Here is a 15,154-nt window from a genome sequence, read left to right on the forward strand (position 1 = left end):
CCCTCCGGCACTTACTTCAACAGCCCCGCCTCGCGATAATACTTCTCGGCCCCCGGATGCAGCGGGATCGGCGACTTGGCCGCGTTCTCCGGTTGAATCTCGCGTGCCGCCGAGTGAGCGGCCAGCAGGTCGGGCATGTTGGTGAACATGGCCTTGGTCATGCTGTAGACCACCTCGGCCGGAACGCCTTCGTGGGTGACCAGGAAATTGCGCACCGCCGCGGTGGGCACATCGGTGGTCTGGCCGCGATAGGTGTTGGCCGGCACCACCGAGGCGATGTAGGCCGAATCACCGGTCTTGGCGATTACCTCGGGCGAAATGGCCACGATGACGATGTCGTCGCCGGTGGCGAGGTCGCGCAGCGACGAGACGCCCAGCCCGGCCGATTGCAAGGTGGCGTCCAGTTGCTTGTTCTTCATCAGCTCCACCGATTCCCCGAACGGCAGGTACTGCACCTTCATGTCGGAATAGCTGAGGCCCGCCGCCTTGAAGATGGCCCGCGCGTTAAGCTCGGTCCCCGACTTGGGCGCTCCCACCGATACCCGCTTGCCCTTGAGGTCGGCCAGGGTCTTGATGCCCGAGTCCGCCGTGGCGACGATCTGGATGTAGTTGGGATAGATGGCGGCCATGGTGCGCAGCTTCCTGAGCGGCGCCTTGTAGCCGGCCTCTTCCACGCCCTCCCAGGCCTGGGTCAGAGAATCGCCCAGGGTGAAGGCCAGTTCGCCGCGCCCCGCCTGCAGCAGATTGAGGTTCTCCACCGAGGCCTTGGTGGCCTGGACGGTGACCCGCGCTCCGGGCAGGGCCTTGCCGAAGATGGATGAAAGGGCATTACCCAGCGGGTAGTAGACGCCGCTGGTGCCACCGGTGAGAATGTTGAGGAACTGGTCGGCGGCCAAGGCCGGCAACGTCAGGAACGAGGCCAGCACGGCCCCCACGATGACCCTCTTCATGATGCCTCCCAAGTATTGGCTGTTCTATTAGAAGGGTTTGGTATGACCATAACGCAACCCCCCCGCCTTGACCAGATGACCCGAACGCTCGTTCGATTCGCCGCCGTCGTCCTGTTCTGGGCGGCGCCGGCCCTGGCCGAGCCGCCGCCGTCGCCCATCCTGGCCGGCGGCCACCCCCTGGCCGGCAAGGTCTGGGCACCGGCTTCCGGCAAATGGCTGAACCCACAGGGCGTGGTGGACGCGGCCCTGGGCGCCGGCATCGTCCTGCTGGGCGAGACCCACGACAACGCCGACCACCACGCCCTGCAGGCCTGGGTGGTGCGGGAACTGGCCGCCGCCGGCCGCCGGCCGCTGGTGGCCTTGGAGATGGTGGATACCGACCGTCAGTCGGTACTCGACCGGAACATCGGCGACACCGCCACCCTCGGCGCGGCCCTGGATTGGGAAAAGCGCGGCTGGCCCGACTGGGCGCTCTATCGCCCCATCGTCGAGGCGACCCTGGCGGCCAGGGGCGAAATCAAGGCCGCCAACCTGCCCCAGGACCTGACCCGGCGCATCGCCAGGGGCGAACAGGGGCCGGAGGTGGACGGCCGCTTCGGCCTGGACCAGCCCCTGCCCCCGGCCGAGGAGAAAGCCCTGTCCGCCGACATCCGCGAGGGTCATTGCAATCTGTTGCCCGACAAGGCGGTGCCGCCCATGGTCCGCGTCCAGCGGGCCCGCGACGCCATCATGGCCGAAGTGCTGGCCGATCAGGTCTCGCGGCCCGAGGCCGGGCCGGCGGTGCTGATCGCCGGAGCCGGTCATGTCCGCGCCGACCGGGGCGTTCCCGTCCGCCTGGGGGCCATGGTCCCCGGCATCGCCATGCTGACCATCGGCTTCGTCGAGGTGGAAAAGGGCAAGACCGACCCCGCCGCCTATGGCGAAGCATTCGGCGCCAAAGCGCTGCCCTTCGATGTGGTCTGGTTCACCGGCCGCGCCAGCCGCGAGGACCAGTGCGCCATGATGGAAAAGCACATGCGGAAAAAGGAGGAAACGGGGAAGTAGGGCGGAGGGGGAAAAATCAGTCCCTCGGCGCGGCGGCCTGCGGATTCACCCCTCGATCGACAACCACTTCGAAGCACGAGCCCTTCTCCGGAACCGAGCGCAGGTCCAAGGCGTGGCCCAGCAGGGCGGCCATACGGCGCACCACCCCCAGCCCCAAGCCCAGGCCCCGACTGCCGCCCCGCTCGGCCGGGGTGTCGAGGCGGACGAAGTCGTCGAACACCGTCCCCACCTTGTCGGCGGGGATGCCGATACCGGTATCGAGCACCTGGATCGCCACCTGGTCGCCGCGCCGGCGGCAGCCGACCAGCACCCGCCCCTCCTGGGTATAGCGGACGGCGTTGACCAGCAGGTTGCGCAGCAGGCGTTCCAGCAACACCGGATCGCTGCTCACCACCAGCGAGGTGGGGACCGCCCCGATGGCCAGGCCCTTGGCGCTGGCCTCGGGCTCGATCTGGTCCACCAGCCCGGCCAGCAGCGGCATCAGGCGGAAGGTGCTGACATTGGGCTTGATCTTGCCGGCTTCCAGGGCCGAGACGTCCAGCAGGGTGGCCAGCAGGGAATTGGTGGCCTCGATGCTCTGGCGCAGGCGGTCGACCACCTTGAGCTTGCGCGGATCGTCCTCCAACTGCCCGGCCAGCACCTCGGCGAACATTCCCGCCGCCTGCAGCGGCTGGCGCAGATCGTGGGAGGCGGCGGCCAGGAAGCGGGTCTTGCTCTCATTGGCGAGGCGGGCCTCGGCGGCACGCAGTTCCGCCTCGGCGGTGCGGGCCCGCACCGTCTCCTCCAGCGAGGCCATGGAGCGTTCCTCGCGGGTGATGGCGCGGAAGGTGGTGGCGGCCATGCCGCCTAACCCCGCCATCACCACCGCCAGACCGGCGGCCAGGATCAGGGCGGTATGGCGCCAGGGGGCGAGGATATCCTCCACCGCCATGCCGGCGCTGACCATGACGTTGAACGGCGTCAGCTTGCGATAGGAGACCACCCGCTCGACGCCGTCGATGGGGGAGTTGAGACGCAGGGTCCCCACCGGCTGGGCCGCCGCCGCCGTGAAGATGGGATTGTCGGGGGTGGCGCGTCCCACGTAGTTTTCCGGGTTGGGCTGGCGCAGCAGGACCCGCCCGCCGGTATTGGAGCCGATATAGGCTCCCGGCCCCAGGCCCAGGGTGTTGTAGAAATCGGTGAAGAAGTGGGTCTTGACTCCCACCGCCACCACGCCGGCGAAACCGCCGTTCAGGGCATTGATCCTTCGGCTGACGGTGAAGACGGGGACCTGGGAGTAAGCCCCCATGACCATGGGGCCGATGATGCGCTCGGCCCCATCGCGGTGGGCGGCGAAATAGTCGCGATGGGCATAATTGACGGCGGAGCCGCCCAGGGGCGGCCGCGAGGCGGCGATGACGTCGCCCTTGGCATCCATCACCAGCATGGTGCCGCGCTGAGCCAGCCCGCCCTCGAGACTGGTCAGCTCCCGCACCAGTTCACCCCGGCCGATCCGCCCGGTCAGATGGTCCTGGGTCACCTGCACCATGCGCGAGACCATGGCGTCGGTGGTGGTCAGGGTACGGGTCATGGTGTCGTCGAGAAGGTGGGCCGCCCCGGCCGTCGCGGCCTCCGCCCTTTCAAAGGCGGCCTTGCGCAATTCCATCAGCACGCCGCCGCCGCCGCCCAGCAGCACGACGGCGATGACCAGCATCAGCAGGCGCAAGCGGCGCCGCAACTCCCCCGGAGTGCGGCGAGAACCGGAGACATCCCTGGTTGCGGCGGACTCGGGGCTCACCGAGGCGGTTCCTTAACGGAAAATTGCGTCGGCAGCTTATACCGAAAGGCCTGTGGCCGAAAGCGCCATGATGTAACGCCTAAGCCTCGGCCTGGGCTGCCTCCAACTCCTCCTGGGCGGCCAGCCAGGCCAATTCCGCCTCCTCCACCCGGCGGGCGACATCGGCCTCCTGGCGGCGCAGCTCGGTGACCTTGGCGGGCGCGCCCTGGTAGAGCTTGGGATCGGCCAGCTTCTGGGCCAGGGCTTTCTGCTCCACATGCAGCGTTTCCAGGGCTTTTTCCGCCGCCTGGGCCGCCTTGCGCAGCGGCGCCAGTTGGGCGCGGGCGCCGGCCGCCGCCTTGCGGTCGGCCTTGCGCTGGGCGGCATCGCCGGTCCGCTCCGGCTTGGCGCCCCGACGGTCCTCGCGGGCGCGGTCGAGCAGCAGCTTGCGATAGGCGGCCAGATCGCCATCGAAAGGCTGGACTCCGCCGTCGCCCACCAGCCACAGATTGTCGGCGGTCAGCTCGATCAGATGAGGGTCGTGGCTGATCAGGATCACGGCGCCGTCATAGGCGTTGAGCGCCGCCACCAGGGCCTCGCGGGCATCGATGTCCAGATGGTTGGTGGGCTCGTCCAGGATCATCAGGTGGGGAGCCTCGCGGCTCATCAGGGCGAACAGCAGCCGCGACTTCTCGCCGCCCGACAGGCTGGAGACCTTGACGTTGGCGCGATCCTGCTCGAAGCCGAAGCGGCCCAATTGGGCGCGCACCTTGGCCTCGGTCATGCCTTTCATCAGCATGGCCATATGCTCGTAGGGGGTTTCGTCCAGCCGCAGCTCCTCGGTCTGGTGCTGGGCGAAATAGCCGATCTTCAACTTGGGCGGCTTGCGGAACTGGCCGCTCAGCAGGTCCATGCGGCCGGACAGAATCTTGGCCAGAGTGGATTTGCCGTTGCCGTTGGCGCCCAGCAACGCGATGCGGCTGTCCATGTCGATACGGATGTCGAGGCCACGCAGCACCACCTTGTCGCCGTAACCGGCCACGCCGTGGTCGATGGCAATGATCGGCGGGCTCAGGGGCTCGGGATCGGGGAAGTCGAAGGACATGGCCCTGTCCTCGACCACCGGCACCACCATCTCCATGCGTTCCAGCATCTTGACCCGGCTTTGAGCCTGGGCCGCCTTGGTGGCCTTGGCCTTGAAGCGGTCGATGAAGGACTGGATCTTCTTGCGCTGCTCCTGCTGCTTGGTGAAGGCCTTGGCCTGCAGTTCCATGCGGGCGCGCCGCGTCGCCTCGAAGCGGTCGTAATTGCCGCCATAGGCGTTCAGCTTGCCGTTCTCCAGGTGGATGATGCGGTTGGCCACCTCGTTGAGCAGTTCGCGGTCGTGGCTGATCACCACCAGGGTGCCGGGATAGGCGGCCAGATGGCTTTGCAGCCACAGGGTCGCTTCCAGGTCCAGGTGATTGGTGGGCTCGTCCAGCAGCAGCAGATCGGGGCTGGCGAACAGCGAGGCCGCCAGGGCGACGCGCATGCGCCAGCCGCCCGAGAAATCGGAGACCGGCTGCAACTGCGCCTCGGCGTCGAAGCCCAGGCCAGACAGGATGGCGGCCGCCCTGGACGGCGCCGAATGGGCGTCGATGGCCATCAGGCGCTCGTGAATCTCGGCGATGCGATGGCCGTCGTGGCAGGACTCGGCCTCCTCGAACAGGGCGGTACGCTCGGTATCGGCGGCCAGCACGCAGTCGATCAGGCTGATATCGCCCTCGGGCGCCTCCTGAGCCAGGCGGCCGAGCCGGGCGCGCGGGCGCATGTTGATCTCGCCCCCGTCGGCGTGAAGCTCGCCCAGGATCAGCTTGAACAGCGTGGTCTTGCCGGTGCCGTTGCGCCCCACCAGGCCGACGCGCTGGCCGGCGGCGATGTGGACGGTCGCCTGCTCGAAGATGGTCCGGCCGCCGTAGCGGAAGGTAAGGTCGTTGATGTGCAGCATGGGCGCGTCAATAACACGGCGGCGCGCGGGCGGCAAACCTCGTCGGGCGGAAGGCGCATCGCGAGACCGTTGCTCTCCCCGATCTTTGAGGTTATAACCCGCCGTCCCCGGATGCGCTCGGCCGCCCGGGGTCGTACGCGGCCGCCCGATCCGTTCCCGGCGCGGCGCGAGCAACCGCCGAAAGGAATTCACCAATGGCTACCGAACGTACCCTGTCGATCATCAAGCCCGACGCCACCCGCCGCAACCTGACCGGCAAGATCAATGCCCGTTTCGAGGAAGCCGGTCTGCGCATCGTGGCGCAGAAGCGCGTCCAGCTGACCAAGGCTCAGGCCGGTCAGTTCTACTCGGTGCACGCCGAGCGCTCGTTCTTCGGCGAGCTGGTCGACTTCATGATTTCCGGCCCGGTGGTTGTCCAGGTCCTGGAAGGTGAAGGCGCCGTCGCCCGCAACCGCGAGATCATGGGCGCCACCAACCCGGCCAACGCCGCCCCCGGCACCATCCGCGCCGATTTCGCCGAATCGGTGGAAGCCAACTCGGTGCACGGGTCCGACTCGGCCGAGAACGCCGCCATCGAGATCGCCTACTTCTTCTCGGGCTGCGAGATCGTCGGCTGACCCATCGGCCGACACCGCGTATCCGGTTCGCAAACCCCCGGGAGGAAACTCCCGGGGGTTTATTTTTGCCGTTCAATGACTGAATTGTATACAATTACGAGATAAACTTCAGTTACATCGCCCCTATGGCGTCTGTGATGGCATTTTGCTACTTGCATGGCTTGTATGCACGGTACCAAATAGGGCCTGCACAACCTCAGCGGATATATGCCATGCAAGCCACACGTCAAGCCAGCCGGGGACGGACGCCGGGTGGACGCCCCAACCCCATCGATGTGCATGTTGGCGGTCGGCTGCGGCTGCGCCGCACCCTGCTGGGCCTCAGCCAGGAATCCCTGGGCGAGGCCCTGGGGCTGACCTTTCAGCAGATCCAGAAATACGAGCGCGGCGCCAACCGCATCGGAGCCTCGCGCCTGTTCGATCTGGCCCGCGCCCTGGAAGTGCCGGTGGAATATTTCTACGACGAGATGTCGCCCGACGTCATGGCGGCCAGCCCCCGGCACATGGCGTCCGCCACCGAGGAGCCGCCGCCCCAGCGGATCGACCCCATGAGCAAGCGCGAAACCCTCGATCTGGTCCGCACGTACTACAAGATCGGCGATCCCAACGTGCGCAAGCGGGTCTACGAACTGGCCCGCGCCCTGGCGGCCCATACCGGGAAGCGGCGGGAGGAGTGATCCGCCTCAGGAAGACCGGGGCAACAGGAGTGTCAGGGAATCGGCGGTCATGGGCCGCCCCACGAAATACCCCTGGATCTCGTCCACGGCCAGTTCCTTCAGCAGTTTGAACTGGGCGGCGGTTTCCACCCCCTCGGCGACGATCCGCCGATCCAGGGCGTGCCCCATGGCGATGATCGCCCGGATGATGGCCACGTCGTCCGGGCGGACCATGATCTCGTCGACGAAGGCCTTGTCGATCTTGATGGTATCGAAGGGAAAGCGGCGCAAATAGCCCAGCGACGAGAATCCGGTGCCGAAATCATCCAGGGCGATATGGATGCCCATGGCCCGAAGCTCGTTGAGCAGCGGGATCGCCAGATCGGTATCCTGGATGATGGTGCTTTCGGTGATCTCGAACTCCAGATCGGCGGAGCTGATGCCGGCCCGGCGGACGATGTCCGCCACCTCCCCCGCCAGACCGGGGCGGCGCAACTGGCGGGCCGAGACGTTGACCGCCATGCGGCCGGGGGCCAGTCCCTGGTCACGCCAGTTCCGCATCTGACGGCAGGCCTGCCCCACCACCCACAATCCCACCTCACCGATCAGCCCCATCTCCTCGAGCACGGGAATGAACTGGCCGGGAGGAATATCGCCCAGGCGGGCATCGTGCCAGCGCAGCAAGGCCTCGGCGCCGCAGATGCCCATGGTCCGCATGCAGGTCTTAGGCTGGTAGACCAGGTGAAAATCGCCGCGTTCCAGAGCCTTGGACAGGCGGCTCTTCATCAGCAACCGCTGGTGGAGGCGCACGTTCATGGCGGCCGAGAAGAAGACGTACTGGCCGCGCCCCCGGTCCTTGGCCTGATACATGGCGGTATCGGCGGCCACCAGCAGGGCGCCCATGTCGGGAGCATCACCGGGATACAGCGCAATGCCCGCCGAGGCGGAGATCAGCACCTCGTTGCCATCGATGGTGAAGGGCTGCTCCAGCGCGGCGATGGCCCGGGTGGCCACGTCGGCGGCCTCGGACGAACGCCCGACCGATGGCAGCAGCAGGGTGAACTCGTCACCGCCGTGCCGCGCCAGGGTGGCATCGGCCGGGGCCACGTTCCGCAGACGCTCGCAGACCTCGCACAGCATGCGGTCGCCGAAACCGTGCCCCAGGGAATCATTGACCAGCTTGAAGCCGTCGAGGTCAAGCAGCAGCACCGCCAGGTGGCCGCCTTCCCCCAGCCCCTCGACCGCCTCGCCCAGGCGCCGCAGGAACAGAGTCCGGTTGGCCGCCCCGGTCAGGGGGTCCTGCCCGGCCTGTACGCGAATCCGCTCGGCCAGCGCCGTCATTTCCTCGGCCATCAGGTTGGTGGCCCGGGTATTGCGCCGCCGCTCCAGATCCTGTTCGCGATAGGCGCCGTCCACCAACCGGACCAACCGCTCCACCTCCTCGGGCAGGGACTGGGTCAGCCCGGCCTTGCGCAACTGCCGCAGCAGCAGTGGATGAAGGGCCGGGCCGCCGGCCTGATCGTCACTCATCCCCAGCCCCGTAGAACCGGTAGGTTCCCCGTCCGGCGGCCTTGGCGCGATACATGGCCATGTCGGCGTGGCGCAGCAGCAACGACGGGGTCTCGCCATGCTCGGGGAAGGTGGCGATGCCGATACTGGCCGACAGATTCTGCGGCGGATCGGTGATGGTGTAGGGCTGATTCAACACGCTCAGAATCTTTCCCGCCACATTGGCGGCGTCGCCGGGCTGGGGCAGGTCGAACAGCAGCACGATGAACTCGTCGCCGCCCTGGCGGATAACCACGTCGGCGCCGCGAACCGCCTGACGCAGCCGGCGGGCCGCCTCCTTCAGGACCAGATCGCCCACGTCGTGGCCCAGGTCGTCGTTGACCTCCTTGAACTGGTCGAGGTCGATGAACAGCACCGCCAGCCCCCGCGCCGACCGCGTGGCCCCCGCGATACCGTGGGCGATGAACTGATCGACGACGCTGCGGCTGAACAGGCCGGTGAGAACGTCATGGGTGGCCAGATACTCGATCCGCTCGCGGGTGACACGGTTGCGCCGGCTCCGCTCGCGGTCCAGCCAATGATGGACCAGGGCTCCGGCCAGGATAATGATCAGCACCCCCACCGCCCCGGCAAGGCCGAACAGCCCCATCCGGTCGGCGTCCATGGTGGCGATGCGCGGCACCGGCTCCAGGATGGTCAGCGCCAGATCGTCCTCGGGCAGGACGGTGGACATGCGCACATAGGGCACCCCGTCGCTGCCCCAGCGATGCAGGGAGGGATGCTCGGCCGAGCCCCAGGGCACCAGAGGCAATTCAGTGAATTCGGAACGCTTGTAACGGCCGACCCGCTCGGCGAAGGAGAGCCCGACCACCGCCGCTCCCGGCAGGGTCCGCATCTCCAGCCCCTTGTCCTGGGCCAGGATCACCACGCCGTAATTGTCGCTGAGAAAGGCGTTGGCCTGATTGACCCAGGACGACAGGTAAGGAAGGTCGATCTTGATGGCCACGACCCCCAGGACACGGTCGCCGTCGCGTACCGGAGCCGAGAAGAACAGGCCGGGGATGTTGGAAACGCGGCCCAGGGCGAACTGATGACCGAACCGCCCGGCCATGGCTTCGGTGAAATAGGTCCGGTCGCTGTAATTGGTCCCCACGAAGCTGTCCGGCTTGCCGCTGTTACTGGCGGCAATGGCGTCGCCGGCCGGATTGATCAGCCAGATGACGCTGGTGACGGCCAGATCCGCCACCGATCCGGCCAGCGAACGGTCGAGTTCGGCCAGACGCGGATCGGAGGCCAGCACGGCCTGTCGCCGCTCGAGGGAGACCCGGCTCAGATCGGGACGATCGCCGAACAGCTTCAGGGCCTCGACCACCGCGCGATCACGGCCCAAGGCCGCCGGAATGCCGTGGAAGACCGACAGGGTCCGCTGGATGCCCAGCGTCATGTCGTCGACGCCCTGCCGCAGGTCGTGCTCGGCGTGGGCCAGGGATTCCGCGGCCCGCCAGGCGGTATATTCCCCCGCCGCCAGCCAGCAGAGCCCAAGCCACACCGCCACCACCGCGGCACCAAGCGCGACGAAATAGCGCGCCAGTCCGGGCTCCGAGGTAAAAGCCGTCAGTTGGGCGGCATCGGGACGCTCACCACCCCGATTGATATCCCGAGCGATGGCGAACGGAGTCTCCGTCTCCATGATCGACTGCTCACACCTTAATAAGCGGGGCCATCCCCGAGTTGAAGATGGATACGTAGAGTATTATTGAATCTACGCATTTTGCGAGAGGGTGGAAACGGAAAACACGCTCCGGTTACTAGCAGTTTACATAGGCGCGCTCCGGCTCCTGGGGTACAATATCCCCAAGACGTTCCTTGGGGGATGAATGACGAGAGCGCCTGACCGATCGCTGCTGACCGGCATGTCGCCGCGGGGTATCTGGGGCTTTTCCCTTGGACTGGTCCTCCTGCTGGTGGGGCTGACTGCCGTCCAGCTTCATGCCGGCTATCTCCGGACCATTCGGGTGGCGAGCGCCAATATCGCCGACACCGCCCGCATCACCGAGGAACAGGTCCACGGCAGTCTGCGGGTGGTGCGTCTGATGCTGCGCGCCATCGCCGAAGCGCCGCGCAACGATCCCAACGCCTTCAGACGGTTCATGGCCACCCGCGCCAAGGTGGTCCCCGAAATCCGTCAGGCCTTCATCGTCAATGCCGATGGCGTCGTCACCATCGCCACCCTTCCCCAGGTGGAAGGCCGCAACACCGCCGACCGCCCCTTCTTCGCCGAGGCCCGCAACCTGCCGCCCGGCCACGACATCTATGTCGCCAAGCCCCTGCCCCTCGGTGCGGACGGCAGTCTGGTCATCATGGTGTCCATGCCGCTGAGCGGCCCCGACGGCCAATTCGACGGGGTCGCGGCGGTGTCGCTGGAGCTGGGCTACTTCCAGACCCTGCTGCAATCGGTACACACCGGGGAACCGGGGGCCGGCGCCCTGCTGGTGACGCCCGAGGGCGACATCGTCGGCCGCGACCCCGAGCCCGAACTTTACGTGGGCAAGAACATCGCCAAGGGCGGCGCCTTCGCCATGCACCGTCAGGCGGGGAACGCCGCCAACACCTTCGTTCACGTCACGGCGACCGATGGCAAGGAGAAGCTTTCGGCGGTCCGCACCCTGACCGACCCCGCCATGCCGCCGCTGGTGGTGATCGTCGGACGGCCGCTCGAAGGCGTGCTGGCCCCCTGGCGCACCGAGGCGCTGACCATGGCGGCGGTGGTGGGAGCGCTGGCCCTGGCCATTTTCGGGCTGACCGGTCTGGCCGGGCGCCGCCTGATCGCGCTGAAGGCCAGCGAGGAGCGCTATCGCGGCCTGATCGAGACCCAGAACGATCTGGTGGTCCGCCTGACCCTCGACGAGCATCTGGTGTTCGTCAACGAGGCCTTCGCCCGCGCCCACGGACAGGCCTCGGCGGCCATCGTCGGCCAGTCCTGGCGCGCCTTCGTCCACCAGGACGACCACGCCGCCACCGCCCAGGCCATCACCGACGTCCTGCGTCCGCCCGCCTTCCGGGCCTCGGTGGAGAACCGCATGGAGACGGTGACCGGCCTGCGCTGGATCTCGTGGGAAGGCGCCGCCATCCGCGATATGGCCGGCCGCATCGTCGAGGTCCAGGCGGTGGGCCGCGACATCACCGAATGGGTGGAGCAGCGCGAGCGCCAGACCACCTTGCTGCGCGACCTGGACTCATCCAACCGGGAACTGGAGCAGTTCGCCTACGTGGCCTCGCACGACCTGCGCGAGCCGTTGCGCATGATCACCAGCTATATCGGCCTGATCGAGCGGCGTTACGCGGCCCTGCTGGACGAGGACGGCCGGCAGTTCCTGGACTTCGCCCGTGACGGAGCCAGACGCATGGACCTGATGGTCCTCGACCTGCTGGAATTCTCCCGGGTCGGCCGGGTCCGCACCCCCCTCGCCCAGGTCGCCCTGGCCGAAACGGTCGCCGCCGCGGCCGAGAACCTCAGACTGCCCATCGAGGAGAGCGGCACGACCCTTTCCATCCCCGCCGACCTGCCGGTGGTCACCGGATCAGCCAGTGAACTGGTCCGCCTGTTCCAGAACCTGATCGGCAACGCGGTGAAGTATCGCCAGCCCGACCGCCCCCTCATGGTCACGGTGACGGCTGAACGCTCCGGCTCGGGCTGGACGTGCACGGTGGCCGACAACGGCATCGGCATCGCGCCTGAATATTTCGACCGCATCTTCGACATCTTCCAGCGTCTGCACACCCGCAACGAATACGAAGGCACCGGAATCGGGCTGGCCCTGTGCCGCAAGATCGTCGAGCATCATGGTGGGCATATCTGGGTCGAGTCGGAACCGGGGCAAGGCTCGCGTTTCCGGTTCACCCTGGCCGATCGGCCAGTTCAATCGACTGTGACTGCGCCCTAATATATGCCATAAGTGATGGATTGCGAACTTGACGGCGTGACCTTTGATGAAATCTGGGTCCCGAAGCAGTCTTCCCGTGCCCGTGGCGGCCCTGGCCGTCTTTGGAGTGGCCTTGCTGGTCCTGCTGCTGGCGGCGACCATCCTCTATACCCTACGCGTCCGTGACGATCTGATCGAACGCACCGAGAGGGACGTGGGACACCTGGGCAAGGTGATGGCGGAAAGCGCCTCGCGGGCCATCGAGACGGCCGACGTGGTCCTCGACATCGTTGTCGGCTCGCTGGCGGAGCAGGACTGGCACGGCTGGTCCCCCGAGCGGGGTGTCGCCTTCCTCAGGGAATACCGGACCCAGCGCCATATTCCGCAATTGCGCGACTTCCTGGTCTTCGACACCGACGGCAACCAGCGCTTCATGATGGGCATATGGCCGATCCCCCGGATCAACGTGGCCGACCGCCCCTACTTCAAGGCCCACCGCGAGGGTGCGGAAAGCTATCATTTCGGCCCCTATCTGGGGCGCAACACCGGCACCGTCACCTTCGCCATCACCCGGCGCATCACCGACCGCCAGGGCCGTTTCGACGGCGTCATGATGGCATCGTTCGAGCCCAACTATTTCGCCCGCATCTGCAGTCCCGGCCGCACCGCCCCCCTGCTCGATGCGGCGCTGGTCAACGGCGAGGGCATCGTGATCGCCGCCTGCTCCCACCCCGACGCGGCGACCCGCGACGCCGGCTCGATCATGGCGGGCGGGCGGCTGGCCGGGCGGCTGCCGCTGACTCCCGGCCTTCATCGCATCGGCGACGATCTGGTCGGCGTCACCGAACTGGAGCAGCGCAATGGCCTGCGGGTTCTGACGGTGGCGTCGCTGGACCGGCCGCTGGGCATCTGGCGAACCACCAGCATGGCGCAATGGGCCATCGCCACCCTGGCCCTGCTGACCCTGGTGGCGGCGGGGCTCGTCCTGCGGCGGCGACATTCGCGCCTGGCCCACCGCTCGGCCCAGTTGGAAAGCGCGGTGGCGCTCAAGGCCGCAGAGGTCAACGAGGCCCGCGACGTGGCCGAATCAGCCATCGAGACCGAACGCCAGGCTTTGCAGGAGCAACGCAACTTCCTGGGGATGATCTCCCACGAATTCCGGGTTCCCCTGGCCATCATCGACGGCGCCTCGCAATTGCTGGACATCATCGGCGACCACAAGCCCGAGGCCGAGGAGGAGATGGCCAAGATCCGGCGTGCCGTCCAGCGCATGAGCCGGTTGATCGACACCTATCTGTCCGAGGACCGCCTGACCACGTCGGGGCTGCCCTTCCGCCCGGTGGAGATGGACCTGCACGACCTGCTGGCCTCCACCTGCCGAAGCCAGGCCCGCCTGAGCGGCGGTCGGGCCATTCACCTCAGTTCGGCCGGCCCCTTGCCCATGGTCGGCGACCCGGACCTGCTGCGCATCATGTTCGACAACCTGATCGGCAACGCGCTGAAATTCTCGCCTCCCGACCAGCCCGTCTCGGTGGCTCTGTGGGGCAGGCCATCCTCGGCCGAGGTGGTGATCAGCGATTCCGGCACCGGCATCGCCCCAAAGGACCGCGAGCGGATCTTCGAGAAGTATTTTCGGACGTCGGAAGCCACCAAGGTCCATGGTGCCGGCCTGGGGCTGTTCATCGTGCGCAACATTCTCGACCTGCACGGTGGCACGGTGCGGCTGGAAAGCGCGGTGGGCCAAGGCTCCACCTTCATCATCACCCTGCCCCTGCATGCGATGGCGACGGCCCCGCCGGTCGAGGCGTGATCAGCCCTTGCGCTCGGCCAGGGTATCCTCGATCTCGCGGTCGTAGAAGCGCTCGACCAGCAGCTTCAGCACCAGGGTGATCAGCGCCAGCAGGGTCAGCACCGAGGCGGCGGCGAAGGCCCCCGACGGCTCGTAATCGTGATAGAGCAGGTCGATCTGCAGCGGCAGGGTCATGGTCTCGCCCCGCACCTGCCCCGACACCACCGAGACGGCGCCGAACTCGCCCAGCGAGCGGGCGGCGCACAGAATGATGCCGTAATAGAGCGCCCATTTGACGTTGGGCAGGGTGACCCGCAGGAAGATGGACAACCCGCCCGCCCCCAGGGTCAGGGCGGCCTCCTCGTCGTCGGTGCCCTGCAACTGCATCAGCGGCAGAAGCTCGCGGGCGATGAACGGGCTGGTGACGAACAAGGTGGCGATGATGATGCCCGGCGGGGCGAACATCACCTTGAGGTCGTGCTCCTCCAGCCAGGGTCCCAGCAGGCCCGTTCCGCCATAGACCATCAGGGCGGCCACACCGGCCACGATGGGCGACACCGAGAACGGCGCCTCCACCAGGGCGACCAGCCACTTGCTTCCCCTGAAGCGGAACTTGGTTACCGTCCAGGCCACCGCCAGCCCATAGACGGCATTGATGGGCACCACGATGGCCAGCACCAGCAGCGACAGGCCGATGGCGTGCAGGGTCTCGGGATGGCTGACCGCCGCCCACCACGCCGCCCAGCCCTTGGACAGCGCCTGGGCGAAGATCACCGCCATGGGCACCATCAGGAAGCCCGCCGCCAGCAGTACGGCCAGCCCGATCAGGACAAGTCGGCGCTTGCCGCCCGGCTGGCGGTGGGGGACGTGATGGACGGCCATGGCGGGAATCCGTGATGGACGGCCATGGCGGGAATCATCGT

General features: G+C 67.3%; 11 protein-coding genes. 5 read left to right on the forward strand and 6 right to left on the reverse strand.

Going from position 1 to position 15,154, the window contains the following annotated elements:
* Nucleotides 1–11 precede the first annotated feature (11 nt).
* Entirely contained in the window at nucleotides 12–950 is a 939-nt protein-coding gene (locus CP958_RS08495; RefSeq protein WP_096701717.1) for a TAXI family TRAP transporter solute-binding subunit, read from the reverse strand.
* Between the two features lie 75 nt (nucleotides 951–1,025).
* Here CP958_RS08495 and CP958_RS08500 point away from each other — a divergent pair, with 75 nt between their 5' ends.
* The gene (locus CP958_RS08500; RefSeq protein ID WP_096701533.1) at nucleotides 1,026–1,994 is read left to right on the forward strand and encodes a ChaN family lipoprotein; all 969 of its coding nucleotides are present in this window, start codon (nucleotides 1,026–1,028) and stop codon (nucleotides 1,992–1,994) included.
* A 16-nt stretch (nucleotides 1,995–2,010) separates the two neighbouring features.
* On the opposite strand, the gene CP958_RS08505 is transcribed toward CP958_RS08500, so the two are convergent.
* Both CP958_RS08505 and CP958_RS08510 read right to left on the reverse strand, forming a co-directional pair.
* Nucleotides 2,011–3,771, reverse strand: coding sequence for an ATP-binding protein (locus tag CP958_RS08505; RefSeq protein WP_096701534.1), 1,761 nt, complete (start codon nucleotides 3,769–3,771; stop codon nucleotides 2,011–2,013).
* 79 nt (nucleotides 3,772–3,850) lie between these two features.
* Entirely contained in the window at nucleotides 3,851–5,737 is a 1,887-nt protein-coding gene (locus CP958_RS08510; RefSeq protein ID WP_096701535.1) for an ABC-F family ATP-binding cassette domain-containing protein, read from the reverse strand.
* A gap of 194 nt (nucleotides 5,738–5,931) precedes the next feature.
* On the opposite strand from CP958_RS08510, the gene ndk reads away from it, so the two are divergent.
* Together ndk and CP958_RS08520 are read left to right on the forward strand one after the other, a co-directional pair.
* Nucleotides 5,932–6,354 (forward strand): nucleoside-diphosphate kinase, encoded by a 423-nt coding sequence (gene ndk, locus CP958_RS08515; protein WP_096701536.1) that lies wholly within the window; start codon nucleotides 5,932–5,934, stop codon nucleotides 6,352–6,354.
* A gap of 212 nt (nucleotides 6,355–6,566) precedes the next feature.
* Nucleotides 6,567–7,031: a helix-turn-helix transcriptional regulator gene (locus tag CP958_RS08520; protein WP_242442803.1), complete on the forward strand. Its 465-nt coding sequence runs from the start codon at nucleotides 6,567–6,569 to the stop codon at nucleotides 7,029–7,031.
* Between the two features lie 6 nt (nucleotides 7,032–7,037).
* On the opposite strand, the gene CP958_RS08525 is transcribed toward CP958_RS08520, so the two are convergent.
* Nucleotides 7,038–8,540 (reverse strand): EAL domain-containing protein, encoded by a 1,503-nt coding sequence (locus tag CP958_RS08525; RefSeq protein ID WP_170958903.1) that lies wholly within the window; start codon nucleotides 8,538–8,540, stop codon nucleotides 7,038–7,040.
* Nucleotides 8,533–10,209 (reverse strand): sensor domain-containing diguanylate cyclase, encoded by a 1,677-nt coding sequence (locus CP958_RS08530; RefSeq protein ID WP_096701539.1) that lies wholly within the window; start codon nucleotides 10,207–10,209, stop codon nucleotides 8,533–8,535. Before CP958_RS08530 ends, CP958_RS08525 begins: the two co-directional genes overlap by 8 nt.
* 187 nt (nucleotides 10,210–10,396) lie before the next feature.
* Between CP958_RS08530 and CP958_RS08535 the strand changes: the two genes are divergently transcribed.
* Both CP958_RS08535 and CP958_RS08540 read left to right on the forward strand, forming a co-directional pair.
* A complete protein-coding gene (locus CP958_RS08535) occupies nucleotides 10,397–12,463 on the forward strand; it encodes an ATP-binding protein (protein ID WP_096701540.1) in 2,067 nt (688 codons plus the stop codon).
* 76 nt (nucleotides 12,464–12,539) lie between these two features.
* Complete coding sequence (locus CP958_RS08540) at nucleotides 12,540–14,252, forward strand: ATP-binding protein (protein WP_141400474.1); 1,713 nt, start codon at nucleotides 12,540–12,542, stop codon at nucleotides 14,250–14,252.
* Here the strand turns inward: CP958_RS08540 and cysW are convergent, their stop codons facing one another.
* Nucleotides 14,253–15,113 (reverse strand): sulfate ABC transporter permease subunit CysW, encoded by an 861-nt coding sequence (gene cysW / locus CP958_RS08545; protein WP_096701542.1) that lies wholly within the window; start codon nucleotides 15,111–15,113, stop codon nucleotides 14,253–14,255.
* Between the last annotated feature and the right edge of the window lie 41 nt (nucleotides 15,114–15,154).

Source organism: Magnetospirillum sp. 15-1, assembly GCF_900184795.1.
Lineage (GTDB): Bacteria > Pseudomonadota > Alphaproteobacteria > Rhodospirillales > Magnetospirillaceae > Phaeospirillum.

Excerpts from the sequence above, each read along its gene's own strand:
- ndk (WP_096701536.1), top strand. The coding sequence starts at position 5,932 with ATGGCTACCGAACGTACCCTGTCGATCATCAAGCCCGACGCCACCCGC.
- CP958_RS08495 (WP_096701717.1), bottom strand. The coding sequence starts at position 950 with ATGAAGAGGGTCATCGTGGGGGCCGTGCTGGCCTCGTTCCTGACGTTG.
- CP958_RS08500 (WP_096701533.1), top strand. The coding sequence starts at position 1,026 with ATGACCCGAACGCTCGTTCGATTCGCCGCCGTCGTCCTGTTCTGGGCG.
- cysW (WP_096701542.1), bottom strand. The coding sequence starts at position 15,113 with ATGGCCGTCCATCACGTCCCCCACCGCCAGCCGGGCGGCAAGCGCCGA.
- CP958_RS08535 (WP_096701540.1), top strand. The coding sequence starts at position 10,397 with ATGACGAGAGCGCCTGACCGATCGCTGCTGACCGGCATGTCGCCGCGG.
- CP958_RS08525 (WP_170958903.1), bottom strand. The coding sequence starts at position 8,540 with ATGAGTGACGATCAGGCCGGCGGCCCGGCCCTTCATCCACTGCTGCTG.
- CP958_RS08510 (WP_096701535.1), bottom strand. The coding sequence starts at position 5,737 with ATGCTGCACATCAACGACCTTACCTTCCGCTACGGCGGCCGGACCATC.
- CP958_RS08520 (WP_242442803.1), top strand. The coding sequence starts at position 6,567 with ATGCAAGCCACACGTCAAGCCAGCCGGGGACGGACGCCGGGTGGACGC.
- CP958_RS08530 (WP_096701539.1), bottom strand. The coding sequence starts at position 10,209 with ATGGAGACGGAGACTCCGTTCGCCATCGCTCGGGATATCAATCGGGGT.